Source organism: Curtobacterium sp. MCPF17_046, from assembly GCF_003224295.1.
Taxonomy (GTDB): Bacteria; Actinomycetota; Actinomycetes; order Actinomycetales; family Microbacteriaceae; genus Curtobacterium.
Genome location: NZ_QKLB01000011.1, coordinates 79,523 through 104,571, shown reverse-complemented (window position 1 = coordinate 104,571; position 25,049 = coordinate 79,523). Strand labels below are relative to the sequence as shown.

Genomic DNA, 25,049 nt, shown 5'->3' with positions numbered 1-25,049 from the left:
GGAGGGGCCGGTGGAGCGCGGAGCGTCACTCAGACGTCGAAGCCACCACCGAAGTCGCCGCCGAAGTCCTGGTCGAACCCGCCGCCGTCGTTCGAACCGCCGAAGTCGGATCCGCCATCGCCCCAGGAGGCGTTCTCGTACCCGCCGCCGTCGGACGCACCGCCGTCACCGGATCCGTCACCAGTGTCCCCCTGACCGCCGTCGTCCGCAGCCCCTGCATCGGTTCCACCGTCGAACGACCCGGGGTCCGGCAGGAAGGCGCTCATCAGGGCGGACCCGATCACGTACCCACCGACGGTGCCGAGCAGGGAGGCGCCGAGCATGCTGCCGAAGCCGGATCCCTGCCGTCCGCCGAACCCGCCGCCGCCGCCGATGCCGCCGAGCGAGCGCTCCATGTACCCGGGCTGGCGGAGCTCGGAGCGGGTCGCCGACTGGGCCAGGGAGCGGGGGTCGTCGCCGCGCGGGGCCTCACCGGCGGGTGCGGTGCGTGTGAACTCCTCGTAGACCATGCGGCGCTGCTCCGGGGTGAGTTGCGCGAAGGCCTCGGCGTGCACCTCCTCGATGCGCTCGGGCGGAGCGGTGCGGAGCAGGTAGCGGTAGCGCGCGACGGCGCGCTCGTCCTCGCCACCGCCCTGCTGCTGCGGTGCGCCGGTCGGCTGCTGCGGTGCGCCGTACGGCTGCTGGTACGACTGCTGGCCGTACTGGTACCCCTGCTGCTGTCCGCCGCCGGGTCGTGGCTGTGCCGGACGCTCCTCGCGGCCGAGCAGACGGTCGAGGAATCCCATGACGTGCTCCTTCGTGCGGACACCGTGCCCGCTGGCGCCCACGGTAGGCACCCCCGGCCCGGACTGACTGGGTGTGTGCTCAGAAGCAGCCGCAGAGCGTCACCGCTCCGACCCCGCACCGAGCAGCGCCGCGGACCAGATCGCGGCCAGCTCGTCGGCGGCGCCGGGGTGTGCCACGAGGAACGGTGCCCCGACCGGCGGGAAGTCGGACACCGGTCCGTCCAGGGTCAGCACCACCCCGCCGGCCTCGTGCACGAGCAGGACCGCGGCACCGTGGTCGACCGGGTCGAACGCGGGCGTGCACGCGCCGATCCCCCGCCCGGCCGCGACCTGCGCGATCGTCAGCGTGCCGGACCCGGTCACCCGCACGGAGCACGACCGCGCGGCGAGCGCCGTGACGAACGCGGTGAGGCCCGGCCACGGACGGTGCCCGTCGAGCTCGGTGCCGACCACCGCACCGGCGAGGGCACGTGGGCTGTCGTCGAGACGCAGGACCCGGTCCCGCTCGGTGGCGCCCCGGCCGCGGCGGGCCTCCAGCACCTCGCCGCGCCACGGGTCGGCGACGACGCCGACGACGGGCCGTCCGGAGCGGGTCAGGCACAGCGAGGTGCTCGTCCACGGCACGCCGTTCGCCAGGTTCGTGCTGCCGTCGACGGGGTCGAGGTACCACCGGTGCTTGTCCCCGGGCGCGACGCCGTACTCCTCGCCCGTGAAGCCGTGCTCCGGGAACACCGCGCGGACCCGGCCGCGGACGTGCTGCTCGATCGCGCGGTCGAGGTCGAGGACCCGGGCGGCGGCGTCACCGGCGTCCGTGCTGATCCGGTGCTCCCGGGTGAAGGCGATCACCTCGTGCGCGATGCGGTGTGCCAGGGCCTGGGCCCGTCCGGCGACCTCGGGCTCGGTCGGCTCGCGACGCGGGACCCAGCCGTCCCGCTCCGCCGCAGCGAGCACGGCGTGCACCGTGGCGACGTCCTCGGTGAGCAGCAGGTCGGCCCCGAGTCGGGTCGCCCAGCGCGTCGGCTCGGGGTCGTCCACGGTCCACACCGCCACGCAGAGGCCCAGGGCGTGTGCGGCCCGGACGGTCGCCGGGGTCAGGAACGCGACGTCGAGGTCGAGCGTCGAGGGCCGTACCGTCGTCAGGTGCGCGGCCGTCGGCGCTCCGAGCGAGTCCCACGGCAGCCACACGTCGGCCTCGGGCAGCAGCGCGCGCACGGCCGTCACGGCGTCGGTGGTCCCCCGCCAGGCGACCGGCACGGACCCCGCCGCGGCCTGCACGGTGCGGACCGCCACGGCGGCGTCGGCCGGGTCGGCGAGCCGGACCAGCAGTGACGCCGAGCACCCGTCGAGTCGCTCGAGCACCGCGTCGAGCCGTGGGATGCGGTCGAGTCCGTTGCCGAGCCGTGCGACGTCGCACCAGGGCACCTCCGACACCGGGCGGCCGTCGCCCCACATCCGCCCGAGGGTCTCGTCGTGCAGCAGCACCGCGACGTCGTCGGCGGTGCGCCGGACGTCGACCGCGATGACGTCCGCGCCGAGCGCCTCGGCGACCGCGACGGCGGGCAGCGTGTCCTCGCGGCGGACGCGCGGGGCACCGCGGGACGCGACGATCCGCGGCGGACGCGGGCCGAGCCTCCCGGTCGGTGCGGGGGCCGGGCTCTCGAGCGTCGTCACCACTCCATGGTGGGAGGACCGCCCCAACGGCACGTGACGGGACGGTGAACTCCTGGCTGCCCGCCGCACCCGGACGCCTGCGAGGATGGTGCCGTGGAGACTCGACCCTGGAACTGGCTCGCGGCGGTCGTCGACGTCGTGCTCATCGTGACGTTCGCCGTCATCGGCCGCGGGTCGCACGGCGAACCGTTCGCGCCGCTCGGCCTGTGGACGACCGCGTACCCCTTCCTCGCGGGGTGGGCGATCGCGTACGTGACGTCCGGGGCATGGTCCCGGCCGCTCGTCACCTGGCCGACCGCGGTCGTGGTGTGGGTCCTGACCGTCTTCGTCGGTCTGGCCATCCGGGTCGCGACCGGGCAGGGCGTGGTGGACGGGAACCCGCTGCCGATCTCGTTCGTGGTGGTCACGACGATCGTCCTCGGGGTGTTCCTGGTCGGGTGGCGACTGCTCGCCCGACTGGTCCTGCGCGCCCGGGCCCGCCGGACCGGTGCCCCGACCGGTGCGGCCACTCCGCAGCGCTAGAAGAGTCCGCCCCGCGGGCCCTCGTCGGGTCCGTCCAGCCCGCGGAACATGTCCGAGACGAGTGCGGCGATCTGCGGTTCGACCAGACGGTCGACCGCCTCGGCGATGCGCTCCCGGTGGTCCGTGAGCGCCAGGCAGACCGCCGTCCCGGTCGACCGGGCGCACTCGTCGGATAGCTCGATCTCGTGCCGGAGCGCGGCCTTCGCCTCGTCCGACAGCGGCTCGCGCGGCTCCTGCTCGCTCGCGCCGGTGCCGGCGAGCTCACCGAGCGTGAACAGGAACGGCTCACCCGGCTGCGGCTGCGGGTCGACGTCCAGCCCCTGGAACTCGGGCTCGAGTCCCTCCGCCGGCTGGTACCCGGCCCGTCGCTTCCGGGCGGCGGCGCGCTCGAGTTCCCGCTGCAGGAGCGGCAGGTTCCGCGCGGTGTACTCGTCGACCGCGTCCTCGACGATGGCCGACATCCGACCGATCAGCGCGTGCTGGACGGGGTGCGGCACGTCCGGCCCGAAGCCCGCGGCCGCCGCGATCGGCGACCCGGTGCAGCGTCGGCAGATCCGGGTGCGTGGACGTGTGGAACCGATCTGCCACCGCGGCAGCCAGCGCAGCCAGACGTCGACGGCGTTCCGCACGCGTCCGTCGATGCCGTCCATCCCGCCAGCGTAGGCGGCGCGCCCGGGATCCGCGCGGAGGCGCCGGGCGGGTCCGGACGGGAGGCCCGGTGTGGGTCCGCCAGACCGGTGCGCTCGGGTCAGACCGGTTCGGTCACGGAGTCGCGCGCGCCCCGCTCAGGCGACGCGCCAGCGGCGCGCGGCGCCAGCGGCGCGCGGCGCCAGCGCCGACCGAGCTCGCGAGGGCGGGTGATCATGGCGCTTCGGTCACGAAGTCGATGAGCTCCTCGACCCGTCCGAGCAACTGCGGCTCGAGGTCGGCGAAGGTCCGCACCTGCCCGAGGATGCGCTGCCACGCCCGGGCGATGTCGGCCTGCTCAGCGTGCGGCCAGCCGAGCGCCTGGCAGATGCCGGCCTTCCACTCGATCGACCGCGGGATCATCGGCCACTCGCGCAGTCCGACGCGCGCGGGCTTCACCGACTGCCAGACGTCCACGAAGGGGTGCCCGACGACGAGCACGTGCGCGCCCCACTTCCCGCGCATCACGGCCTCGGCGAACCGCGACTCCTTCGAGCCCGGCACGAGGTGGTCCACCAGCACGCCGACCCGGCGCTCCCGGGTCGGGCGGAAGTCGTCGAGGACGTCGGCCAGGTTGTCCACGCCGGAGAGCTCCTCGACCACGACGCCCTCGACGCGGAGGTCCGCGCCCCACACCTTCTCGACGAGTTCGGCGTCGTGCTTGCCCTCGACCATGATCCGGGATGGCAGCGCCACGCGGGCGCGCTGCTGCTCGACCGCGAACGAGCCGGACGCGGTGCGCAGGCGGCCACCCTCGGGCGCACGCCGGACCGCCGGGGCCTGGACGGGCCTCCCGGCCGGTCCGCTCGTCCTCGCCGGCGGTGCCGCGGCGGCGGCGCGGCCGACGGGAGCCTGTGGGCGGGTCAGGGTGACGAGTTCGCCCTCGAGCAGGAACTGCCCCGTGAAGGGGAAGGCGCGGGTGCGGCCCTTCCAGTCCTCGAGCGACACGTTGCCCGCCTCGAGCCCGACCACGGCGCCGGCCCAGCCGGAGGCCGGGTCCTCGAGCACCATGCCCCGTTCGAGCGGCACCTGCCGCACCTTCCGCACGCCTCGCGAGCGCCAGTCGCCCGAGAGCACGTCGCTGCCGTACCGGTCCTCGTCCACCCGCACGAGCGTACTGTCGACGGGCGGCAGGACGACGTCGACCGGCCGGTCCCCCACCATCACGACGGAAGGCACTCCCCGTGCGCGCAACAGTCATCCACGCCCCCCGCGACATCCGCGTCGAGGAGCGTGACGCCCCGACGATCATCGAGCCGACCGACGCCGTGGTCCGCATCACCGCCGCCTGCGTGTGCGGCTCCGACCTCTGGCCGTACCGGGGCGTCCGCGACACCACCGAGCCGCGCGCCATCGGCCACGAGTTCGTCGGCGTCGTCGACCAGGTGGGCGACGGGGTCACGGACCTGCACGTCGGCGACTTCGTCATCGCCCCGTTCACCACGAACGACGGCACCTGCCAGGCCTGCGCGCACGGCATGACGAGCGGCTGCGACCACCGCTCCACGTTCGGCGTGACGCCGGACGCGTACGGTCACCCGCTCGGCGGCGCACAGGCGGAGTACGTCCGCGTGCCGGATGCGGCAGCCACCCTGGTGGTCGTGCCGGGCCCGGTGGACGACGACCTCGTCCCGTCGCTGCTGACGCTGTCCGACGTCTTCTCGACCGGGCACCACGCTGCGGTCTCCGCCGAGGTCGGTCCGGGCAGGACCGTCGTCGTGGTCGGTGACGGTGCGGTCGGCCTGTCCGGTGTCCTCGCGGCCGCGCGACTCGGCGCGGAGCGGATCATCGCCATGAGCCGCCACGCGGACCGCCAGGCCCTCGCACGCGAGTTCGGCGCGACCGACATCGTGGAAGCCCGCGGTGACGAGGGCGTGCAGGCGGTCCGCGACCTGCTCGGCGGCGACCTGGCCGACTGCGCGCTCGAGGCCGTCGGCACCGCGGAGAGCATGGACCAGGCGCTGCGGGTCGTCCGTCCGGGCGGCAACGTCGGGTACGTCGGCGTCCCCGCGGGCGACCCGGAGCTGCCGATGCCGTTCCTGTTCGCCCGGAACATCACGGTCGGCGGCGGCATGGCCCCGGCCCGCGCCTACATCGAGGAGCTGCTCCCCGACGTGCTCGCCCGCACGATCGACCCGGGCCGCGTGTTCGACCTCGAACTGCCGCTCGACGACGCCGCCGAGGCGTACGCCGCGATGGACGAGCGCCGGGCGATCAAGGTGCTGCTGCGCCCGTAGGGGTCGGTGTCCCTCGCGCCGTCGTGCGGAGGGGGTCAGCCCCGGACCGCGAGGACCCGGTGCGGGGACGCCGACTCGGCCCGCCACCCCGGCGGCAGGGCGGCGGCCAGCTCCGGCACCGTGAAGCTGCGGCGGATCGAGCGGAGCCCGTCCTCGCGGATGAACGTCCCCGCGGTGACGAGCACCGACCCGATCGCGTACAGCCGGTAGGCGGCTGCGGACCGCCGGATGTCGGAGTGCACGCTGCGCGACCCGGCGAGCACCGCGGAGTCACGCAGGAACGCGTCGCGCTCGGCGTCGTCGAGGTGGTGCAGCACGTGGTTCGAGACGACCACGTCGAACCGCTCACCAGCGGCGACGAGTTCGGCGCTCGACTGCTGCCGGAAGGTGACTCCGGGCGCCGACAGCCGCTCGGCCGCCCGGATCGCGCGCGGGTCCGGGTCGACACCGACGACCTCGAGGTCGAAGCCGTCGCCCCGCGCCCACCGGCTCAGCGACCGGGCGAGGTCCCCGCCGCCGCAGCCGAGGTCGAGCACGCGGGCCCGTCCGGTCGCGGGCAGCGCCGGCACCACGTGCGTCTGCCACACCGACCGCCAGCCGCTCACGGCCGCGTTCACGACGGCGAACCGCCGGTAGGTCCGGTCGAGCGTCGTCGGGTCGCAGTCCGGGTCGTCCATGAGTTCGCGCAGGTCGACGGCGCGCGTGGACAGGTCGATCCGGTCCGTCACGCACCCACCACCGTCAGTGCCGCGGCCTCGACCGTCAGGCCCGGCCCGAAGGCGAGTGCGACGACAGGGGTGCCGTCGGTCGGTCCCGCGGCCAGGGCTTCCTGCAGGACGAACAGCACGGTCGCGCTCGACATGTTGCCGTGCTCGCGCAGCACCGTCCGGCTGGCCGTCAGGGCGCTGTCGGGCAGGTGCAGGGCGTCCTGGGTGCGGTCGAGGATGGCCCGACCGCCCGGGTGCACGGCCCACACCGGCACGTCGTCGGGGGTCCAGCCGCGCGGGTCGAGGAGCGGGGCGACCGCTTCCTGCGCGTGCACGCCGATGAGCTTCGGCACCGCGGTGCTGAGGACCATCTCGAAGCCCTCGTCACCGATGTTCCACGCCATCTCACTCGCGCCCTCGGGCAGCACCATGGTGGTGAACGCGTCGAGCCGCAGCCCGGCGCCGTCCGCGGTGACGACGGCGGCGGCGGCCCCGTCCCCGAAGACGCTGTTCGCGACGATCTGGTCCGGGTCCGCCGAGTGACGCACGTGCAGCGTGCAGAGTTCGGCGCACACGACGAGCACCACGGCCGACGGGTCGGCTCCGACGAAGGCGTCCGCGATGCGGAGGGCCGGGAACGCCGCGAAGCACCCCATGAAGCCGACGTGCTGGCGGAAGACGTTGCGCGGCAGGCCGAGTTCCTCGACGATCGCCAGGTCCGGACCGGGCTGCGTGAAGCCGGTGCAGGACACGGTCACGACGTGCGTGACGGTCGCCGGGTCGACGGCGGCGCGTTCGAGGGCGTCGCGGGCGGCACCGACGAACAGGGGCGGCGCGAGTTCGCGGAAGCGGTCGTTGCGCATCCCGGTGCTCGGCGAGGCGAGCACGCCGTCGGCGTCGCGGAAGGGCCCGGGCTCGGCCGCTGCGTCGAGCTCAGGCAGGACGCTGTGACGGTGCTCCACCTCGGAGGCGTCGAACGCCGCCGGGACGAGTCGGGTCGCCAGCCGCCCCAGGCCGGGCTGGGCGGCGAAGAGGTCACGGACCTCCGCCTGCCCGAGGGTGGTCCGCGGGACGGCGGTACCGATGGCTCGGATCGTTGCTGACACGCTCCATCCTGTCACCAGGTCACTGACGTGTCCCCAGGATGGTCCGGACGCCGTGGCTGGCGTCCGAGCCGCCCGCGGACGGACGGGAGGCCCGTGGCGATCCCGCCACGGGCCTCCCGTCTCGCAGTGCCCCGCCCTACTGCTGCTGGGCGCGCTCCAGGACCAGCTCGCGGACGCGTGCGGCGTCCGCCTGGCCCTTCATGGCCTTCATGACCGAACCGATGATCGCGCCGGCGGCCTGGACCTTGCCGTCGCGGATCTTCTGCAGCACGTCGGGCTGGCCGGCGAGGGCTTCGTCGACCGCGGCGGTGAGGGCGCTGTCGTCCGAGACGACCTTCAGCCCGCGGGCCTCGACGACCTGCGCCGGTGAACCCTCACCGGCGATGACGCCCTCGAGGACCTGGCGTGCGAGCCGGTCGGTCAGGTCGCCGGACTCGACGAGCGCGATGACCTCGGCGACGTGCTGCGGTGACACCAGGTCGCCGGGAGCGGCGTCCTGCGCGTTGGCAACGCGGCTGATCTCGCCGGTCCACCACTTGCGGGCGGCCTGCGGAGCGGCACCGGCGTCGACCGTGGCCTGGACCTCGTCGAGCAGGCCGCCGTTGACGACGTCCTGGAACTCGAGGTCGGCGAAGCCCCACTCGCCCTTGAGCCGGCGACGGCGGGCCACCGGTGCCTCGGGCAGGCCGGCGCGGAGCTCCTCGATGAGGGCCGGGTCCGGCACGACGGGCAGCAGGTCGGGCTCCGGGAAGTACCGGTAGTCGTCCGCGTCCGACTTGGGGCGCCCGGCCGAGGTGCGGCCGGTGTCCTCGTGCCAGTGCCGGGTTTCCTGCGTGATCGTCCCACCGGCAGCGAGGATCGCGGCCTGGCGCTGGATCTCGTAGCGGATGGCGCGCTCGACCGCGCGGAACGAGTTGACGTTCTTCGTCTCGGTCCGGGTGCCGAGCTCCTCCTGTCCCCAGGGGCGCAGCGAGATGTTCGCGTCGCACCGCAGGTTCCCGCGCTCCATCCGGGCCTCGGAGACGCCGAGCGCACGCACGAGGTCGCGGATGACCTGCACGTAGGCGGCACCGAGCTCGGGCGCGCGCTCCTTCGCGCCGATGATCGGCTTCGTGACGATCTCGACGAGCGGCACGCCGGCGCGGTTGTAGTCCACCAGCGAGTACTCGGCGCCCTGGATGCGACCGGTGGCGCCGCCGACGTGCGTCAGCTTGCCGGCGTCCTCCTCCATGTGGGCGCGCTCGATCGGCACCTGGAAGATGGTGCCGTCGGCGAGTTCGACCTCGACCTCGCCCTCGAACGCGATCGGCTCGTCGTACTGGGAGATCTGGTAGTTCTTCGGGTTGTCCGGGTAGAAGTAGTTCTTCCGCGCGAACCGCGAGCTCTCGGCGATCGAGCAGCCGAGCGCGAGCCCGAGCTGGATCGAGTAGCGCACGGCCTGCTCGTTGACGACCGGCAGGGACCCGGGCAGGCCGAGGTCGACCGGTGTCACGTTCGTGTTCGGCTCGCCACCGAAGAAGTTCGGCGCGTCCGAGAACATCTTGGTCTTCGTCGCGAGTTCGACGTGCACCTCGAAGCCGAGGACCGGCTCGAACCGCTCGATCGCCTCGTCGAAGTCCATGAGTGCGTCCTTGGCCATCAGATGACACCTTCCTCTGCGGCGGACTGCTGTACGGCGTCCAGGTCCGGGATCCGGGAGATGAGCGGGGCACCCCACTGCTGCTCGAGGAGCCGCTCGAGGGCCGCGCCGACGCGGTAGAGCCGGGCGTCCTCGCGCTGCGGCGCCATGAGCTGCACGCCGGTCGGCAGGGAGTCCTCCGGCGCGAGGCCGTTCGGGATGCTCATCCCAGGCACACCCGCCAGGTTCGCCGGGATCGTGGTGAGGTCGTTGAGGTACATCGCGAGCGGGTCGTCGATGCGCTCACCGATCTTGAACGCGGTGGTCGGCGCCGACGGGCTGATGAGCAGGTCGACCTGGTCGAACGCGGCGGCGAAGTCCCGCTGCACCAGCGTGCGGACCTTCTGCGCGCTGCCGTAGTAGGCGTCGTAGTAGCCGGCGCTCAGCGCGTAGGTGCCGAGGATGATGCGGCGCTTGACCTCCGGACCGAAGCCGGCCTCACGCGTGGCGGCCATGACGTCCTCGACCGTGGCCCCGCCCTCGGGCGTGACGCGCAGACCGAAGCGCACGGAGTCGAACTTGGCGAGGTTCGAGGACGCCTCGGCCGGGAGGATCAGGTAGTAGGCGCTGATCGCGTAGGCGAACGACGGCGCATCGATCTCGACGACGACCGCACCGGCCGACTCGAGCAGCGCGACGGTCTCCTGGAAGCGCTGCGTCACGCCCGCCTGGAAGCCCTCGCCACCGGCGAGCTCCTTGACGACGCCGATGCGGACGCCCTGGATCGAGTCGGCCTGCAGGCCCTCCCGCGCGGCGGCGGCGAACGACGGCCACTCCTGGCGGAGCGAGGTCGAGTCCTTCGGGTCGTGCCCGCCGATGACGTCGTGCAGGAGCGCGGCGTCGAGGACGGTGCGGGACACCGGGCCGATCTGGTCGAGGCTCGACGCGAGCGCGATCGCGCCGTAGCGGCTGACGCCACCGTAGGTCGGCTTGACGCCGACGGTGCCGGTGACGGCGCCCGGCTGGCGGATCGACCCACCGGTGTCGGACCCGAGGGCGATCGGCGCCTCGTACGCGGCGACCGCAGCGGCCGAGCCGCCGCCGGACCCGCCGGGGATCCGGTCGAGGTCCCACGGGTTCCGCGTCGGGCCGTAGGCCGAGAACTCGGTCGACGAGCCCATGGCGAACTCGTCCATGTTCGTCTTGCCGAGCGGCACCAGGCCGGCACGGCGGAGCTTCGCGACGGGGGTGGCGTCGTACGGCGGGACCCAGCCCTCGAGGATCTTCGACCCGGAGGTGGTGGGCATGTCCTGCGTGCACAGGACGTCCTTCACGGCGATCGGCACGCCGGCGAGCGGGCCGAGGTCGTCCCCGGCGGCGCGGCGCGAGTCGATCGACTTGGCCGCGGCGAGCGCGTTCTGGTTGACGTGCAGGAACGCGTGCACGTCCCCGTCGACGGCGGCGATGCGGTCGAGGTGCGCCTGGGTCGCCTCGACGCTCGAGACGTCGCGGGCCACGAGGGCGTCGGCGAGCGCAGCGGCGCTCAGTGTGGTGATGTCGTCGGTCACTGTTCCGCCTACTGTTCTTCGCCGAGGATCGCGGTCACGCGGAAGCGCTCGCCGTCCGAGTCGGGGGCACCCGAGAGGGCCTGCTCCTGGGTGAGCGTTTGGCCGACCTCGTCGGGGCGGGAAACGTTCTCGAGCGGGACCGGGTGGCTCGTCGCGGGGACGTCCGGGGTCGCGACCTCGGTGACCTTCGCGACGCTGTCGACGATGAGTGACAGCTCCTCGGTCATCTTCTCGATCTCGTCGGGCGTGAGTGCGATACGTGCGAGGTTCGCCAGGTGGGCGACCTGCTCGCTCGTGATGTCAGGCATGGTGCTCCGTCGATCGGTTCGTGGAATGCCGCCCAGTCTATTGGGCGGGCCGGACGGAGGTCGGACGCCCCTCCTCGGCTCGGGACCCGGACCCGGACCCGCAGCCGAGCCGAGCGTTCGAGCAGGACGCCTGGTGCTCAGCGCTCCGGAGCGGCCTGCCCGGGGGCTGACCCCGTGCCCACACCACCGGGCCCGGCTGCCGCCGCTCCACCCAGGCCCGCAGCCCGGGCCGGGGCCGCTGGCGCAGCCGCGGTCGGCGCGGGCGCCGCGGACCCGATGAGCACCGGGTCGGGCGCAGGCAACGGCCCCCCGCCGACGACGCCGTCCAGGTAGGCCATCATCTGCTTGCCGACCCCGAACTTCGCGCTGTACCCGGTCGTCCCCTGCAGGAACGGCCAGTCCGCCAACCGGACGTGGCCCTGCACGTTGCCGATCCACGTGGCGTTCGTGTACTTCGTCGACGAGGCGATGAGCCAGTTCTGCTCGTCACCGTCCGTCGTGCCGGTCTTCGCGAACTTCGGCACCGCGTCGCCGGGGTTCGCACTCGCGGCCGTCCCCTTCCCCGACAGCACGCCCTGGAGCGCGTAGTCGACGGTGCCGGCGACCTCGGCGCTGACGCCGCGCGAGCACGTGGGCGGGGTCGGTCGGATCGTGCCGCCGCTGGCGGTCGTGACGGAGTCGATCGTGGTCGGCGTGCAGACGATGCCGCCGTTCGCGAAGCCGGCGTACGCCTCGGCGAGGTCGATCGGCGACAGTGGGTTCGTTCCCAGGACCGACGCCGGGTTCGAGTCGGGTGCACTGCCGTCGGCCTGGTGGATGCCCATCGCCTCGGCGGTCTTCTGGATGCCGCACAGGTCGAGCTGCTTCGCCATCGCGCCGAACGCGGTGTTGATCGACTCCACGGTGGCCGCGAGCACACTCATCGTCGGTTCCACCTGCTCGGCGTTGGCGACCTGCCACGGCGCACCGCCGACACCGACGCACGAGTTCGTGAACTCCGACTGCGGGAACGTGTGCTCGGTCGTCGACACCGACTGCGACAGCGTGTGTCCGTTCGCCAACCAGTCCGCCAGGGTGAAGACCTTGTAGGTGGAACCGGTCGGGAAGCCGCCCGAGCTGCCGACGGCCTGGTCCGCGTTGTAGTTCACCGCCGTGGCACCGGCGGTCGGGGCGTCCGACTGCGTGTAGTCCGTGTTCTGCACCATCGACAGCACGCGTCCCGTCCCGGGTTCGACGGTGACGTTCGCCCCACCGGCGTCGACGCCCGCCATGGTGGTCGGCACGTACGACGACAGCGCCGCCTGCGCGGTGTGCTGCAGGTCGAGGTCGAGCGAGGTGTGGATCGACAGCCCCTTCGTGTCGAGGGTCGCGATCCGGTCCGAGGCCGTCTTCCCGAATGCCGGGTCCGCGAGCAGCTGTGACCGCACGGCGTCGCAGAAGTACCCCGCGTCGTACTCCGTCGCGGCGCTCGAGCACCCGTTCGCGGTGTCGGTGATCCGCGGTGTGATCGGCGTCGCGACCGCCTTCCGCAGGGTAGCCGCCGAGATCGTGCCGTGGGCGTGCATGCGGCGCAGGACGTAGTCGCGCCGGACCTTCGTCAGCCGGTACCCGTTCGCCGCACCGTTCGCGGTGCTGTCCGGCGCGTCGATGCGCAGGTACGACGGGTTGTTGAGGATCGCCACCAGGGTCGCGGACTGCACGAGGGAGAGGTCCGCCGCGTGCACGCCGAAGTAGTACTCCGCACCGGCCTCCGCACCGTAGACACGCCCGCCGAGGCCGACGATGTTGAGGTACCCGGTCAGGACCTGGTCCTTCGTGTACTTCTGGTCGACCGCGATCGCGTACCGGATCTCCTGGAGCTTCCGGGCCTCGGTCTGGCCGGCGACCTTGTCGTAACAGGCGTCCACCTTCGTCTTGGTGGACGCGGGGTCCTTACCGGTGAGCTGCTCGCACTGCTGCACGAGCACGTTCTTCACGTACTGCTGGGTGATGCTCGACCCGCCTTGGACACCCGCGTGCAGGGCGTCGGCGATGGCGGCGCGGATGGTGCCGACGACGTCGATGCCGCCCTCGTCGCGGAACCGGGGGTCCTCGGTGTCGATCGCGGCCTGCTTGAGGCTGTCGGCGATCTGCGACGACGTCACGTCCGTGCGGTTCTCCGCGTAGAACGAGGCGATCGGCACGTCCTTGCCACCCTGCTTCGCGTAGACGGTCGAGAGCTGTTGCGGTGTCTGGATGTCGAGGTAGCTCGGCAGGTCCTCGAAGAACTCCGCGGCCCCCGAGGCCCCCTCGCCCGCCACCGCCACCGTCGGCGTCACCGCGACGGCGACGAGCAGCCCGGCGAGCACGGACATGACGACGAACATCAGGAAGGCCCCCGGCCAGCGCGCGATCCGCATGTCGAGGACGGTAGGGAGCCGCGCTGGGTCGGGTCTGCTGCGCGCCGGCTCGGGGCTGCGCGGCCGCACAGGAAGGCGCACGACCGGCTCGCACCCGCCCCGACGGTGCGGCCAGGAGGCACGGATCACCTCCCAGCGCACCCCCGGGTCACGATCCGGTCACGTCCGCCGACCCCGTGGTCGTCAGTCGCGCGGCTGGAGGTCCTGCGGCCGGACGAGGTACATGTCCGGCGTCGCCTGGACGATGTCGCCGTGCCGGCCGTCGCCCTCGTGGTGCTCACCACGGACCAGGTCACCCCGTCCGACCGCGATGAGCGCCACGTCGTGCAGCGACGCGGTGCCCGGCTTGAGGTAGTCGTTGTGCCCGAACGGCTGTCGGAACACGTCGCCGCCTCCGTCCGGGTCGTCCGCGACGAGGAGGTCGAGCCGTGCCGCCCCGAACGCGGCGAGGCCCGGGTCGGTCCCGAAGAAGCCGGTCCCGGCGACCGGGTCCCAGTGCGCTCCGCCGACGTACACCTGCCCCGGGGTCACCGCGAGTTGGTCGGCCGTGGTGACCGCGCTGCCGGGCGACCCCAGCATGGTGAGGCTGTCGACCGTGACCCGCCCCGAGGAGAGTGCGATCATCGCGGTGGTGGACCCGTACGAGTGCGCCACGACGCCGAGCCGTGGCTCGTGGCCGGTGCGGACGGATCGGATGCCGTCGAGCGTCCGGACGAGTCGGTCCGCCCCGAGGTGCGCGAGGTCGAGCGACATGAAGTCGGAGATGCCCGGCGTGCGGTAGCCCATCCAGGCCAGGACCGCCACCCCGGGTCCGTCCGCGGGTGCCGCGACGGGGGCGACGGTCGCCTGCTCCCGGTACACGTCACCGGCGGTCGCGGTGAAGTCCGCCATCTGCCCGTTCACGGTGAAGAAGATGCCCGGGACGACGACCGACACGTGCCCGGCCGTCCCGATGTCACCGACCGAGATCGCGCACCGACCGCTCCCCCGCGTGTCCAGCGTGACGAGGTACTTGCGCGGGTCGCCGGGCTCCTGCTCGAGCGATTCCTGCACCTGTCCGAGCATCGCGGCCAGCGCCGTCGGGGCCTGCGGGTCGGCGAGTTCCGACGTCAGCACCGCTCGGTTCGCCGCGTCCCGCACGTCGAAGGGGACCCCGTCGAGGTTGCCGACGACCGCCGGGGCGTCGTCGGTGAGGACGGTCCGCGTCGCGGGTGAGAGCGCCGACCACCACGCCGTCACCGTGCTGCTGGTGGGCGGGTCGTCCATCGCGGTGGTGAGGACCCGGCCGTCGGCGTCGGCCGCGCGCAGGACGGTCGGCGGTGCCGCCGCGAGCACCTCGAGCCAGCGCTGCCCGGTGGCGTCGGCGAGAGCGTCGACGGCTCCGTCCCGTCCCTGCTCGGGAGGCGCGTGTCGCATGGGCGCGGACGAGGTCGCCTGGACGACGGCGACGGCGGGCACGGCCGGGGCCTCGACCACTCCCTGCGAGTGCATCGAGGCGGTCAGCAGCGCCGCGGCGAAGAGCAGCAAACGGGTCTCCCCCTGGAAGGCCAGCCTGTCGTTCCCCTGCAGACGACAGGTGATGCGCTGTCGAGTGTATGGAGAACGGCCCTTCGGGGGTCATGCGGGATGCAACTTGCCCCCCGTACTGGGGACAGGCCCTGGCGCGTCGCAGCAGCCGGATCCCGCTCCGGTGTGCATGCGTCCGCATCAGGTCGCGGGCTTCTCCGTGTCGTCCGGCACCGCGTCGTCCGGCACAGCGTCGTCCGGGGCCGGATCGGCGAGCGCTGCCGGCCCCTCGGTGACGAGGACCGCGAACTGCGCCGCGTCGATGACCCGCACGCCGAGCTGCTCGGCCTTGGTCAGCTTCGACCCCGCACCCGGCCCGGCAGCGACGAAGTCGGTCTTCTTGCTGACGCTCGACGCGGCCTTCCCGCCCGCGGCCATGATCGCCTCGAGCGCGCCCTCCCGCGTGAAGCCCTCCAGCGATCCCGTGGCGACGACGGTCACGCCGCTGAGCACACCGCCCTCGGCGACGGCTGCGCCCGGGCCCGGGTGGCCGGGGGTGGTGAGCTGCACGCCGGCCGCGGTCCACCGGTCGATGATCTCGCGGTGCCAGTCGACCTCGAACCAGTCGAGGAGGGCGTCCGCGATGATGCCGCCGACGCCGTCGACCGCCGCCAGGTCCTCCCGCGAGGAGGACCGGATCGCGTCGAGCGACCCGAAGTGGTTCGCCAGCGCGCGGGCCGCCACGGGTCCCACGTGCCGGATGTTCAGGCCGACCAGGATCCGCCACAGCGGCCTCGTCTTCGCGGCGTCGATGTTCGCGAGCATCTCGAACGCGTTCTTCGAGGGGTAGCGGCCCGGCTCCCCCGTGTAGTCGGCGCCGCGGGCCTCGGGGTCGAACGGCGGGTCGGTCTTCTTGCGTGCCCGGCTGAACGGGGTGACGCGCTTCGGGGCGCCGCCGTCCTCGGTCTTCTCCATGCCGGTCTCGGCGTCCCGCACGATGACCTCGATGGGGACGATGTCCTCCATCGTCAGGTCGAAGAGCCCGGCCTCCGTCACCAGGGGCGGCGTCTCCGGGTACACCGGCTGGGTCAGGGCGGCGGCGGCGACCTCACCGAGGCCCTCGATGTCGAGCGACCCGCGCGATGCGATGTGCTCCACCCGCCCGCGCACCTGCGCCGGGCAGCTCTCCGCATTCGGGCAGCGGAGGTCGATGTCCCCCTCCTTCGCCGGACGGAGCGGGGTACCGCACTCGGGGCAGTCCGTCGGCATCACGAACTCGCGCTCGGTACCGTCGCGGAGCTCCACCACGGGGCCGAGGACCTCGGGGATGACGTCGCCGGCCTTGCGGAGCACGACGGTGTCGCCGATCAGCACGCCCTTCGCCTTGACGACCTGCTGGTTGTGCAGCGTCGCCTGTCGCACGACCGAGCCGGCGACCTCGGCCGGGGCCATCGACGCGAACGGTGTCGCGCGCCCGGTCCGTCCGACGCTCACGACGATGTCGAGCAGCTTCGTGTGGACCTCCTCCGGCGGGTACTTGTACGCGATCGCCCAGCGCGGCGCGCGGGAGGTCGAGCCGAGCTCCTCGTGCAGGGCCAGGTCGTCGACCTTGATGACGATGCCGTCGATCTGGTGCTCGACCGCCGACCGGCGCTCCCCGTAGTCCGTGACGAACCCCAGGACGTCCTCGATCGAGTCGAACACGCGGTGGTGCGTGCCGGTCGGCAGTCCCCATTCGTGCAGGAGCTCGTACACCTCGGACTGGGCGCGGACGTCGGTGTCCCGCTCGAGGTCCCGCACCGGCCAGGCACCGATGCCGTGCACGAGCATCCGGAGTCGGCGGAGGCGGTCGACCATGAGCTCGCGCTTCGCCGGGGACTTGCCCTCTTCCTTCTGGCGCAGGGAGCCCGCTGCTGCGTTGCGGGGGTTGGCGAACACGCGTTCGCCGGCGTCGCGCTGCCGGGCGTTCAGCTCGTCGAACTGCGCGACCGGGAAGAAGATCTCGCCGCGGACCTCCACGAGGGGCGGGTGTCCGGTGCCGGCGAGCCGGTCCGGGATGGTGCCCATCGTCCGGACGTTGCCGGTGACGTCCTCACCGACGACGCCGTCGCCACGGGTCGCCGCCGAGACGAGCCGGCCGTGCTCGTACCGCAGGTTGATGGCGAGGCCGTCGATCTTCAGCTCCGTGAGGAACCGCACGCGCTCGGTCCCGGCGTCCCGCTGGACCTTGAGCGCCCAGTCGGTCAGTTCCTCCGGGCTGAACACGTTGTCGAGACTGAGCATGCGTTCGGCGTGCTCCACCGGCGCGAACTGCGTCGTCTGGGCCTGCCCGCCGACCGTCTGCGTCGGGCTGTCCTCGGTGAGCAGCTCGGGGAAGCGCTGCTCGATCGCGTCGAGCCGGCGCATCATCGCGTCGTACTCGGCGTCGGCGACGGGGGAACCGTTGCCCTCGTAGTAGGCGTGACGCAGCTCGGTGACACGGGCGCGGAGCCGGTCGACCTCCCGAGCGGCCTGCGCGGCGTCGAGCCCCGCGGGGTCGATGGTCTCGAAGGTCGCGTCGGTCTCGCTCATGCAGTCAGTTCTACCGTGCTCCACCGACGCCGCGCGCAGCAGCGGTGCGCCCGTCCCGGGGCGTGGACCGCCGGATCAGGCGGGGACGGGAGCGGCCGACACCGTGGTGTCGATCGTGCACTGCCCGAGCACCCGGGTGCCGACGTACACGACCGCGGTCTGCCCCGGTGCGACGCCGGACAGGGGCTCGTCGGGCTCGATCACGAGGGCGCCGTCCTCGACCCGTGCGGTCGCCGGCTCGGGGTCGGCGTGGGCGCGGATCTGCACGTCGCACCGGAACGGCGTCGACGGGTCGGACGGGGCCGTTCCCGCCCAGGTGTACCGGGTGCCGGAGAGCGAGGCGACGTCGAGGGCCTCCTTCGGGCCGACCACGACGGTGTTGTCCTTCGGACGGATCTCGAGCACGAAGCGGGGCTTGCCGTCGGCTGCGGGACGGCCGAGGGCCAGGCCGCGACGCTGTCCGACGGTGTACCCGGTGGCGCCCTCGTGGGAGCCGACCACCGTGCCGTCGCGCTCCACGACCTCGCCGGGCGCGGTGCCGACACGGTCCGCCAGCCAGCCGCGGGTGTCGCCGTCCGGGATGAAGCAGATGTCGTAGGAGTCGGGCTTCTGCGCGACCGTCAGCCCGCGCGCCGCCGCCTCGGCCCGGACCTCGTCCTTGGACGGGGTGGCGCCCAGCGGGAACATCGCGTGCCGGAGCTGCTCGGCGGTCAGCACGCCGAGGACGTAGGACTGGTCCTTCGCCCACGCCGCCGAGCGGTGCAGCTCGCGCGAGCCGTCGGCGCCGGTGACGATCGAGGCGTAGTGACCGGTGCAGACCGCGTCGAAGCCGAGGGCGAGGGCCTTCTCGAGCAGCGCGGCGAACTTGATGCGCTCGTTGCACCGCATGCACGGGTTCGGGGTGCGCCCCGCCTGGTACTCGGCCACGAAGTCGTCGACGACGTCCTCCTTGAAGCGCGCCGAGAAGTCCCACACGTAGTACGGGATGCCGAGTGCGGCGGCGGCCCGCTGGGCGTCCATCGAGTCCTCGATGGTGCAGCAGCCGCGACTGCCGGTCCGGAGGGTGCCCGGCATCCGGCTCAGGGCGAGGTGCACGCCGACGACGTCGTGGCCGGCCTCGACCGCCCGGGCAGCGGCCACCGCCGAGTCGACCCCACCGCTCATCGCCGCCAGAACACGCATGCGTCCAGGGTAACTCCGACACCGGCGTACCGTTGCTCGACGATGACGAGCACCCCGAACGACGGCTTCGACCTCCGTGGCGTCCTGCTGTCCGGCTTCCTGCCCGCGGCGCTCTTCGCGATCGGCGAGGGCGCGATCATCCCGATCATCCCGATCGCCGCGGCCTCCCTCGGGGCGAGCCTCGCGATCGCCGGCTTCGTCGCGTCCCTCATCCTCGTCGGCGAGCTCATCGGCGACGTGCCCTCCGGGGTCGTCGTCGCGCGGATCGGCGAACGGAACGCGATGATCGGCGCCGCGGTCGTGTCGGTCGTCGGCCTGCTCGTCTGCACGGCAGCGCCGAACCCGGTCGTGCTCGCGGTCGGGGTCTTCCTGGTCGGCCTGTCGACGGCGGTGTTCGCCCTCGCCCGGCACGCCTACATGACCACCGCGATCCCGCTCCGGATCCGGGCCCGCGCGCTGTCGAGCCTGGGCGGGGTGTTCCGCTTCGGCTACTTCGTCGGCCCGTTCCTCGCCGCGGGCGTCGTGCACCTCACGGGGACGACGCAGAGCGCGTTCTGGGTGCACGTCGTGTGCTGTTTCGGCGCGGCCGTCGTGCTCCTCGTCATCCGCGACCCGGCGACGGGCGCGCGCGGCCTGCAGTGGCCGCGCCGCGCCTCCCGGCCGGCGCCCGCGGAGCACGAGGGCGAGCAGTTCGTGCAGGCGGAGTCCGAGGGGCTGTTCCGCACCCTCCGTCAGCACCACCGGGTCCTCGTCCGGCTCGGCAGCGGTGCCGCGCTCATCGGCGCGATGCGGGCGGGCCGCCAGGTGATCCTGCCGCTCTGGGCGGTCAACGTCGGACTCGACGACTCGGCGGCCGCGCTCGTGATCGGCATCGCCGGGGCGGTCGACTTCGCGCTGTTCTACACGAGCGGTCAGATCATGGACCGGTGGGGCCGGTTGGCGAGCGCCCTGCCCTGCATGCTCGGCCTGAGCGTCTGTTACTTCCTGCTCGCCGGGAGCGACCACCTCGACGCCCGGGTCGGTTGGTTCGTCGCGGTGGCGATGGCGATGTCGCTCGCGAACGGCGTCGGCTCCGGCATCCTCATGACGCTCGGTGCCGACCTCGCGCCCGCCGACCGTCCGGCACCGTTCCTCGGGGCGTGGCGGTTCACCGGGGACGTCGGTTCCGCGGCAGCCCCGCTCGTCATCTCGGGTGTCACCGCGGTCGCGACGATCGCGGTCGCGAGCGGGGTGATGGGCGTGCTCGGGCTCGTCGGCGCCGGCGTCCTGCTCCGCTACGTGCCGCGCTACCTGCCCCGCACGCTGCGCTGAGCGGCGCCGCCCCGGCGGTGTCCCGCCGCGTGTGGCCGCCGCCCGGCGGGTGGCCCACTGCGCCTCCGCCACGGGCCCTCCTGCGTACACTGGTGCGGCCAGCGGGAGTGGTGGAATCGGTAGACACGCAGGATTTAGGTTCCTGTGCTTCGGCGTGAGGGTTCGAGTCCCTCCTTCCGCACCGGGTGACGCGGGACCGCCGGTCCCGGTCCGTGCGCCGGCGTTCGTCGATCGACGTCAGCCTGACGACGGATGGCCAGGACATGCCCGCACGGTACCCTCGGTCCGGCGGGTGCCATCCGCCCTCGTCCGCCGACCGGAAGAACCATGGACTCCGTCGCACTCGCCCTGATCCCCTGGCTGGATCCGCAGTACATCCTCGACCACTTCGGGGCGTTCGCCGTGCTCGTCGTCTGCGCGATCATCTTCGCCGAGACGGGCCTGCTGGTCGGGTTCATCTTCCCCGGGGACAGCCTGCTCGTCATCACGGGCCTGTTCGCCTTCGACCGCCACGGGCAGATCGGCGGCATCCCGATCTGGGTCGTCGCGCTCATGATCGGCGCCGCCGCGTTCATCGGCGGCGAGCTCGGGTACTACATCGGCAAGAAGGCCGGACCGCCCATCTTCGAGCGGAAGGACAGCGGTCTGTTCTCGAAGGCGAACGTCGACCGGACGAACGCGTTCTTCCACCGGTACGGGCCCCTCGCGGTGATCCTCGCCCGCTTCGTCCCCGTCGTCCGGACCTTCGCACCGATCGCCGCCGGCGTCGGCCGGATGAACTACCGGAAGTACTCGCTGTACAACGCCGTCGGGGCGGTCATCTGGGGCGTCGGCGTGACGTTCCTCGGGTACTTCCTCGGGTACATCCCCGCGGTGGCGTACATCGTGCGCAACTACATCGACGTGATCCTGCTCGCCGCCGTCGTCGTCACGGTGGTCCCCGCCGTCATCACGTACGTCCGCAACTCCCGCAAGGCGAAGCAGGCCGACCCGCTGCCGTAGCCGCCGCAGTGGCCGACGGACGCCGGCCCGACGGACGCCGGCCCGACCGAGGCCGGCGCGAGCTGGACCAGCACAACACGAACCGGCTCGAACCACGGAGATCCGCGGTTCGAGCCGGATCGTGTTGTGCGCGTCCGATCGGCACCGGGCACCGGGCACCGGGCACCGCGCCAACCGCGAGCGGGCACCGGGCACCGCGCCGACCGCGAGCGGCTACCGCTCCGCGCCCTCGAACCACTCGCGGACGATCGGCGCGATGCCCCGGAACGCCTTCGACCGGTGGCTCAGCGCGTTCTTCTCGGCGCGGGTCAGCTCCGCTGCCGACCCCTCCGCGTCGTCCGGCCGGAACACCGGGTCGTAGCCGTGGCCGCCGTCACCGACCGGCTCGGTGCCGACCTCGCCGTTCCACACCGCCTCGAACACGTGCTCGGTGCCGGAGGGCGTCACGAACGCGGCCGCGCAGACGAAGGCCGCGGTCCGCTCAACCACACCCTCCAGGTTCTGCAGCAGCAGCGCGATGTTGTCCGCGTCCACCCGGGTGCCGGCGTACCGGGCGGAGTGGATGCCCGGCGCACCCCCGAGCGCGTCGACCGCGATGCCGGAGTCGTCCGCGAGCGCGGGCAGCCCCGTGTGGGCGACCGCAGCCCGGGCCTTGATGAGCGCGTTCGCCGCGTAGGTGTCGCCGTCCTCGACCGGCTCGGGGCCGTCGTACGCGACGAGCTCGACCCCGCCGAGGGCCTCGCCGAGGATCTCCCGCAGCTCGACGACCTTGCCCTGGTTGTGCGTCGCGAGGACGACCGTGCCGGTCACGAGGACAGCCCCAGCACCTCGCGCTGGACGGCCGCGAGCGAGGCGTTGCCCGCGAGTCCGAGGTCGAGCAGCGCGTCGAGCTCCTCGCGGTCGAACGGCGCGTGCTCCGCCGTGCCCTGCACCTCGATGAACTTCCCCGACCCGGTCGTGACGATGTTCATGTCGGTGTCGGCGCGCGAGTCCTCCTCGTACGCCAGGTCGAGCATCGGCACCCCGCCGACGATCCCGACCGAGATCGCCTGCACGCTGTCCGTCAGCGGCGTCGCCCTCTTGCCGATGAAGCCCTTCGACCGGCCCCACTCGATCGCGTCGGCCATCGCGACGTACGCGCCGGTGATCGACGCCGTGCGGGTGCCGCCGTCGGCCTGCAGCACGTCGCAGTCGAGGACGAGCGTGTTCTCACCCAGGCCCTTCATGTCGACGACCGCGCGGAGCGACCGGCCGATCAGTCGCGAGATCTCGTGCGTGCGACCGCCGACCTTGCCCTTGATCGACTCGCGCTGCATGCGTTCGTTCGTCGACCGCGGGAGCATCGAGTACTCGGCGGTGACCCAGCCGGTGCCCTTGCCGGCCATCCAGCGCGGGACGCCGTTCGTGAACGAGGCGGTGCACAGCACCTTCGTGTTCCCGAACGAGATGAGCGCGCTGCCCTCGGCCTGGCTGCTCCAGCCGCGTTCGATCGTGACGGGGCGGTGGTCGGTGGTCGTCCGACCGTCGATGCGGACGGGTCCGTCGGTGGCGTTCATGGTGTTCCTCTCGGTCCGGCCTGGAGGCTCGGTGCGGGTGGTCCGGTCGGTCGCGCGCCCGCCGGGTGGCGGGCCGGGCAAGGTCAGCGCAGGGCGCGTGGGAGCGTGATGGTGCCGGTCTCGAGGTGGCCGACGGCGGCGACCTCGGGTCCGAGGAAGCGACGGGCGAGCCGGACGAAGCCGTCGGGGTCGGCACCGGTGGCCTCGAACGAGTGGCTCGGCGGCTCGGTGCTCGTGCGCTCGAGCCCGTGTTCGACCAGGCGGCGGTAGACGTCGCTCGCGGTCTCCTCGGCGCTGGAGACGAGCGTGACGTCCGGCCCCATCACGTACTGGATCGCGGCCGACATGAGCGGGTAGTGCGTGCAGCCGAGGACGAGGGTGTCGACCCCGGCGTCCCGGACCGGGGCGAGGTACCCGGCGGCGACCTCGCGGAGTTCGGCGGACGAGGTGTCGCCCGCCTCGACGAACTCGACGAACCGCGGGCACGCGGCCGTGGTGAGGGTGACGTCGGCGGCGACCGCGAAGGCGTCCTCGTAGGCGCGGGACGCGATGGTGCCGATCGTGCCGATGACCCCGATCCGTCCGGTGCGGGTCTGCTTGACGGCCGCGCGGGCCGCGGGCTGGATGACCTCGACGACGGGGATGCCCGTCGCCTGCTCGTACCGTTCGCGGGCGTCCCGGAGCACCGCCGAGGACGCGGTGTTGCACGCGATGACGAGTGCCTTGACGCCCTGGTCGACGAGGTCGTCCATCACCTGCAGCGCGTACCGCCGGACGTCCGCGATCGGCTTCGGGCCGTACGGCGAGTGCAGGGTGTCCCCGACGTAGCGGACGCTCTCGCGGGGCAGCTGGTCGATGATCGCCCGGGCCACCGTGAGCCCGCCGACGCCGCTGTCGAAGACTCCGATCGGTGCATCCGTCACGGTGACCAGCGTACCGACGCCACCGACGGGGCGGACGCGCACCGGACCTCCCGGCGGTCCCTGGCCGGGCGGCGGGCCCGCTGGGTAGGGTCGGACGCGTGACCACCGCGCTCCTGACCGACCAGTACGAACTCACCATGGTCGACGCCGCGTTGAAGGACGGCACCGCCGACCGCCGCTGCGTCTTCGAGGTGTTCGCCCGCCGCCTGCCGGACGGGCGCCGGTACGGCGTCGCGGCCGGACTCGGGCGCTTCCTCACCCAGCTCACCGAGTTCCGCTTCGGCGACGAGGAGATCGGCTTCCTCCGGGACCGCCGCGTCATCGACGAGGGCACGGCACGCTGGCTCGCCGACTACCGCTTCAGGGGGGACGTCCGCGCCTACCGCGAGGGCGAGGTGTTCTTCCCGAACTCCCCCGTGCTGCAGATCGAGGGCACCTTCGCCGAGGCCGTGATGCTCGAGACGCTCGCGCTGAGCGTGTTCAACGCCGACTCGGCCATCGCCTCCGCAGCCGCCCGGATGGTGTCCGCCGCCGACCGACGCCCGCTCGCCGAGATGGGCTCCCGCCGCACCGGCGAGTGGAACGCCGTGGCCGCCGCCCGTGCCGCCTACATCGCGGGATTCGGCGCCACGAGCAACCTGGAGGCCGGGCGGACGTGGGGCATCCCGACGATGGGCACGGCCGCGCACGCCTTCACGCTCCTGCACGACACCGAGGAGGCTGCGTTCCGCTCGCAGATCGACGCGCTCGGCACCGGCACGACGCTGCTCGTCGACACCTACGACATCGAGGCCGCCGTCGACACCGCCGTCCGGTTGACGAACGGCAAGCTCGGCGCCGTCCGCATCGACAGCGGCGACCTGCCGTCGGTCGTCGCGAGCGTCCGCGCCCAACTCGACCGGCTCGGGGCGACCAGCACGAAGATCACCGTGACGAACGACCTGGACGAGTACACGATCGCCGCGCTCCGGGCCGCCCCGGTGGACTCGTACGGCGTCGGCACGTCCGTCGTCTCCGGCTCCGGGCACCCCGCCGCGGGCATGGTGTTCAAGCTCGTCGCGCACCACTCCCCCGCCGGCGAGTGGGTCCCGGTGGCGAAGAAGTCGGCCGACAAGGCGTCCACGGGCGGCCGCAAGGAGGCCGGCCGGCGCCTGCGCAACGGGATCGCGACCGCCGAGGTCGTGCTGACCTCCGGATCCGTCGGACCCGACGAGCGGGACCTGCTCGTCCCCGTCGTGACCTCCGGTGAGGTCGACCCCGCGTTCCTCGGCGCCACCGGGGTCGAGGCAGCCCGGGCGCACCACAAGCGCGCGAAGGCCGAGCTGCCGGCGGACGCCGAGCGCATCGGTCGCGGCGATCCGGCCATCCCGACGGTCGTCATCTGAGCGGG

The 25,049-nt window shown here is 73.0% G+C and carries 21 protein-coding genes and 1 tRNA gene; 6 read left to right on the top strand and 16 right to left on the bottom strand.

Annotation, left to right across the window (positions count from 1 at the left end; translation table 11 throughout):
* Positions 1–29: 29 nt before the first annotated feature.
* Positions 30–785, bottom strand: a complete 756-nt coding sequence (locus DEJ32_RS11185; RefSeq protein ID WP_110823732.1) for a hypothetical protein — start codon at positions 783–785, stop codon at positions 30–32.
* 99 nt (positions 786–884) lie between these two features.
* Positions 885–2,456, bottom strand: coding sequence for an inositol monophosphatase family protein (locus DEJ32_RS11180; protein WP_181420658.1), 1,572 nt, complete (start codon positions 2,454–2,456; stop codon positions 885–887).
* A gap of 93 nt (positions 2,457–2,549) precedes the next feature.
* Between DEJ32_RS11180 and DEJ32_RS11175 the strand changes: the two genes are divergently transcribed.
* Positions 2,550–2,978 (top strand): DUF3054 domain-containing protein, encoded by a 429-nt coding sequence (locus DEJ32_RS11175; RefSeq protein ID WP_110901348.1) that lies wholly within the window; start codon positions 2,550–2,552, stop codon positions 2,976–2,978.
* Here DEJ32_RS11175 and DEJ32_RS11170 read toward each other — a convergent pair.
* Together DEJ32_RS11170 and DEJ32_RS11165 are read right to left on the bottom strand one after the other, a co-directional pair.
* Entirely contained in the window at positions 2,975–3,628 is a 654-nt protein-coding gene (locus tag DEJ32_RS11170; RefSeq protein WP_110901332.1) for a spermidine/putrescine ABC transporter substrate-binding protein, read from the bottom strand. The two genes, DEJ32_RS11175 and DEJ32_RS11170, sit on opposite strands and share 4 nt — an antisense overlap.
* A 211-nt stretch (positions 3,629–3,839) precedes the next feature.
* Positions 3,840–4,769, bottom strand: a complete 930-nt coding sequence (locus tag DEJ32_RS11165; RefSeq protein WP_258369019.1) for a DUF3097 domain-containing protein — start codon at positions 4,767–4,769, stop codon at positions 3,840–3,842.
* A gap of 80 nt (positions 4,770–4,849) precedes the next feature.
* On the opposite strand from DEJ32_RS11165, the gene DEJ32_RS11160 reads away from it, so the two are divergent.
* Complete coding sequence (locus DEJ32_RS11160) at positions 4,850–5,902, top strand: zinc-dependent alcohol dehydrogenase family protein (protein WP_110823728.1); 1,053 nt, start codon at positions 4,850–4,852, stop codon at positions 5,900–5,902.
* A gap of 35 nt (positions 5,903–5,937) precedes the next feature.
* Here DEJ32_RS11160 and DEJ32_RS11155 read toward each other — a convergent pair whose 3' ends face one another.
* The 9 genes from DEJ32_RS11155 to mnmA all read right to left on the bottom strand — a co-directional run bounded on the left by DEJ32_RS11155 (position 5,938) and on the right by mnmA (position 18,867).
* The gene (locus tag DEJ32_RS11155) at positions 5,938–6,630 is read right to left on the bottom strand and encodes a methyltransferase domain-containing protein (RefSeq protein WP_258369018.1); all 693 of its coding nucleotides are present in this window, start codon (positions 6,628–6,630) and stop codon (positions 5,938–5,940) included.
* Positions 6,627–7,715: a type III polyketide synthase gene (locus tag DEJ32_RS11150; protein ID WP_110901330.1), complete on the bottom strand. Its 1,089-nt coding sequence runs from the start codon at positions 7,713–7,715 to the stop codon at positions 6,627–6,629. Before DEJ32_RS11150 ends, DEJ32_RS11155 begins: the two co-directional genes overlap by 4 nt.
* Before the next feature lie 136 nt (positions 7,716–7,851).
* A complete protein-coding gene (gatB, locus tag DEJ32_RS11145) occupies positions 7,852–9,354 on the bottom strand; it encodes an Asp-tRNA(Asn)/Glu-tRNA(Gln) amidotransferase subunit GatB (protein WP_110823726.1) in 1,503 nt (500 codons plus the stop codon).
* The gene (gene gatA, locus DEJ32_RS11140; protein WP_110901329.1) at positions 9,354–10,901 is read right to left on the bottom strand and encodes an Asp-tRNA(Asn)/Glu-tRNA(Gln) amidotransferase subunit GatA; all 1,548 of its coding nucleotides are present in this window, start codon (positions 10,899–10,901) and stop codon (positions 9,354–9,356) included. The genes gatB and gatA overlap by 1 nt, the downstream gene beginning before the upstream one ends.
* 8 nt (positions 10,902–10,909) lie before the next feature.
* Positions 10,910–11,209, bottom strand: a complete 300-nt coding sequence (gene gatC / locus DEJ32_RS11135) for an Asp-tRNA(Asn)/Glu-tRNA(Gln) amidotransferase subunit GatC (RefSeq protein ID WP_110823724.1) — start codon at positions 11,207–11,209, stop codon at positions 10,910–10,912.
* 137 nt (positions 11,210–11,346) lie between these two features.
* Complete coding sequence (locus DEJ32_RS11130) at positions 11,347–13,608, bottom strand: transglycosylase domain-containing protein (RefSeq protein ID WP_110901328.1); 2,262 nt, start codon at positions 13,606–13,608, stop codon at positions 11,347–11,349.
* A gap of 183 nt (positions 13,609–13,791) precedes the next feature.
* Positions 13,792–15,135 carry an alpha/beta hydrolase gene (locus DEJ32_RS11125; RefSeq protein ID WP_110901327.1) on the bottom strand — a complete coding sequence of 448 codons (1,344 nt, stop codon included), beginning with the start codon at positions 15,133–15,135 and terminating at the stop codon, positions 13,792–13,794.
* A 180-nt stretch (positions 15,136–15,315) separates the two neighbouring features.
* Positions 15,316–17,685, bottom strand: coding sequence for an NAD-dependent DNA ligase LigA (ligA, locus tag DEJ32_RS11120; protein ID WP_110901326.1), 2,370 nt, complete (start codon positions 17,683–17,685; stop codon positions 15,316–15,318).
* Between the two features lie 75 nt (positions 17,686–17,760).
* Complete coding sequence (gene mnmA / locus DEJ32_RS11115; protein ID WP_110901325.1) at positions 17,761–18,867, bottom strand: tRNA 2-thiouridine(34) synthase MnmA; 1,107 nt, start codon at positions 18,865–18,867, stop codon at positions 17,761–17,763.
* Between the two features lie 42 nt (positions 18,868–18,909).
* Between mnmA and DEJ32_RS11110 the strand changes: the two genes are divergently transcribed.
* From DEJ32_RS11110 to DEJ32_RS11100, 3 genes are all read left to right on the top strand, one after another.
* Positions 18,910–20,178 (top strand): MFS transporter, encoded by a 1,269-nt coding sequence (locus DEJ32_RS11110; RefSeq protein WP_110901324.1) that lies wholly within the window; start codon positions 18,910–18,912, stop codon positions 20,176–20,178.
* 101 nt (positions 20,179–20,279) lie between these two features.
* Positions 20,280–20,359: transfer RNA gene (locus tag DEJ32_RS11105), tRNA-Leu, on the top strand.
* Positions 20,360–20,505: 146 nt separating this feature from the next.
* Positions 20,506–21,180: a DedA family protein gene (locus DEJ32_RS11100; RefSeq protein WP_110901323.1), complete on the top strand. Its 675-nt coding sequence runs from the start codon at positions 20,506–20,508 to the stop codon at positions 21,178–21,180.
* A 213-nt stretch (positions 21,181–21,393) separates the two neighbouring features.
* Here the strand turns inward: DEJ32_RS11100 and rdgB are convergent, their stop codons facing one another.
* From rdgB to murI, 3 genes are all read right to left on the bottom strand, one after another.
* On the bottom strand, positions 21,394–21,990 hold the full coding sequence (rdgB, locus tag DEJ32_RS11095; protein WP_110890284.1) for an RdgB/HAM1 family non-canonical purine NTP pyrophosphatase: 597 nt from the start codon (positions 21,988–21,990) through the stop codon (positions 21,394–21,396).
* On the bottom strand, positions 21,987–22,736 hold the full coding sequence (gene rph / locus DEJ32_RS11090; protein WP_110901322.1) for a ribonuclease PH: 750 nt from the start codon (positions 22,734–22,736) through the stop codon (positions 21,987–21,989). Before rph ends, rdgB begins: the two co-directional genes overlap by 4 nt.
* Positions 22,737–22,819: 83 nt before the next feature.
* Positions 22,820–23,659 carry a glutamate racemase gene (gene murI, locus DEJ32_RS11085; protein WP_110890467.1) on the bottom strand — a complete coding sequence of 280 codons (840 nt, stop codon included), beginning with the start codon at positions 23,657–23,659 and terminating at the stop codon, positions 22,820–22,822.
* A gap of 137 nt (positions 23,660–23,796) precedes the next feature.
* On the opposite strand from murI, the gene DEJ32_RS11080 reads away from it, so the two are divergent.
* Positions 23,797–25,044: a nicotinate phosphoribosyltransferase gene (locus tag DEJ32_RS11080; protein WP_375342318.1), complete on the top strand. Its 1,248-nt coding sequence runs from the start codon at positions 23,797–23,799 to the stop codon at positions 25,042–25,044.
* Positions 25,045–25,049: the final 5 nt, after the last annotated feature.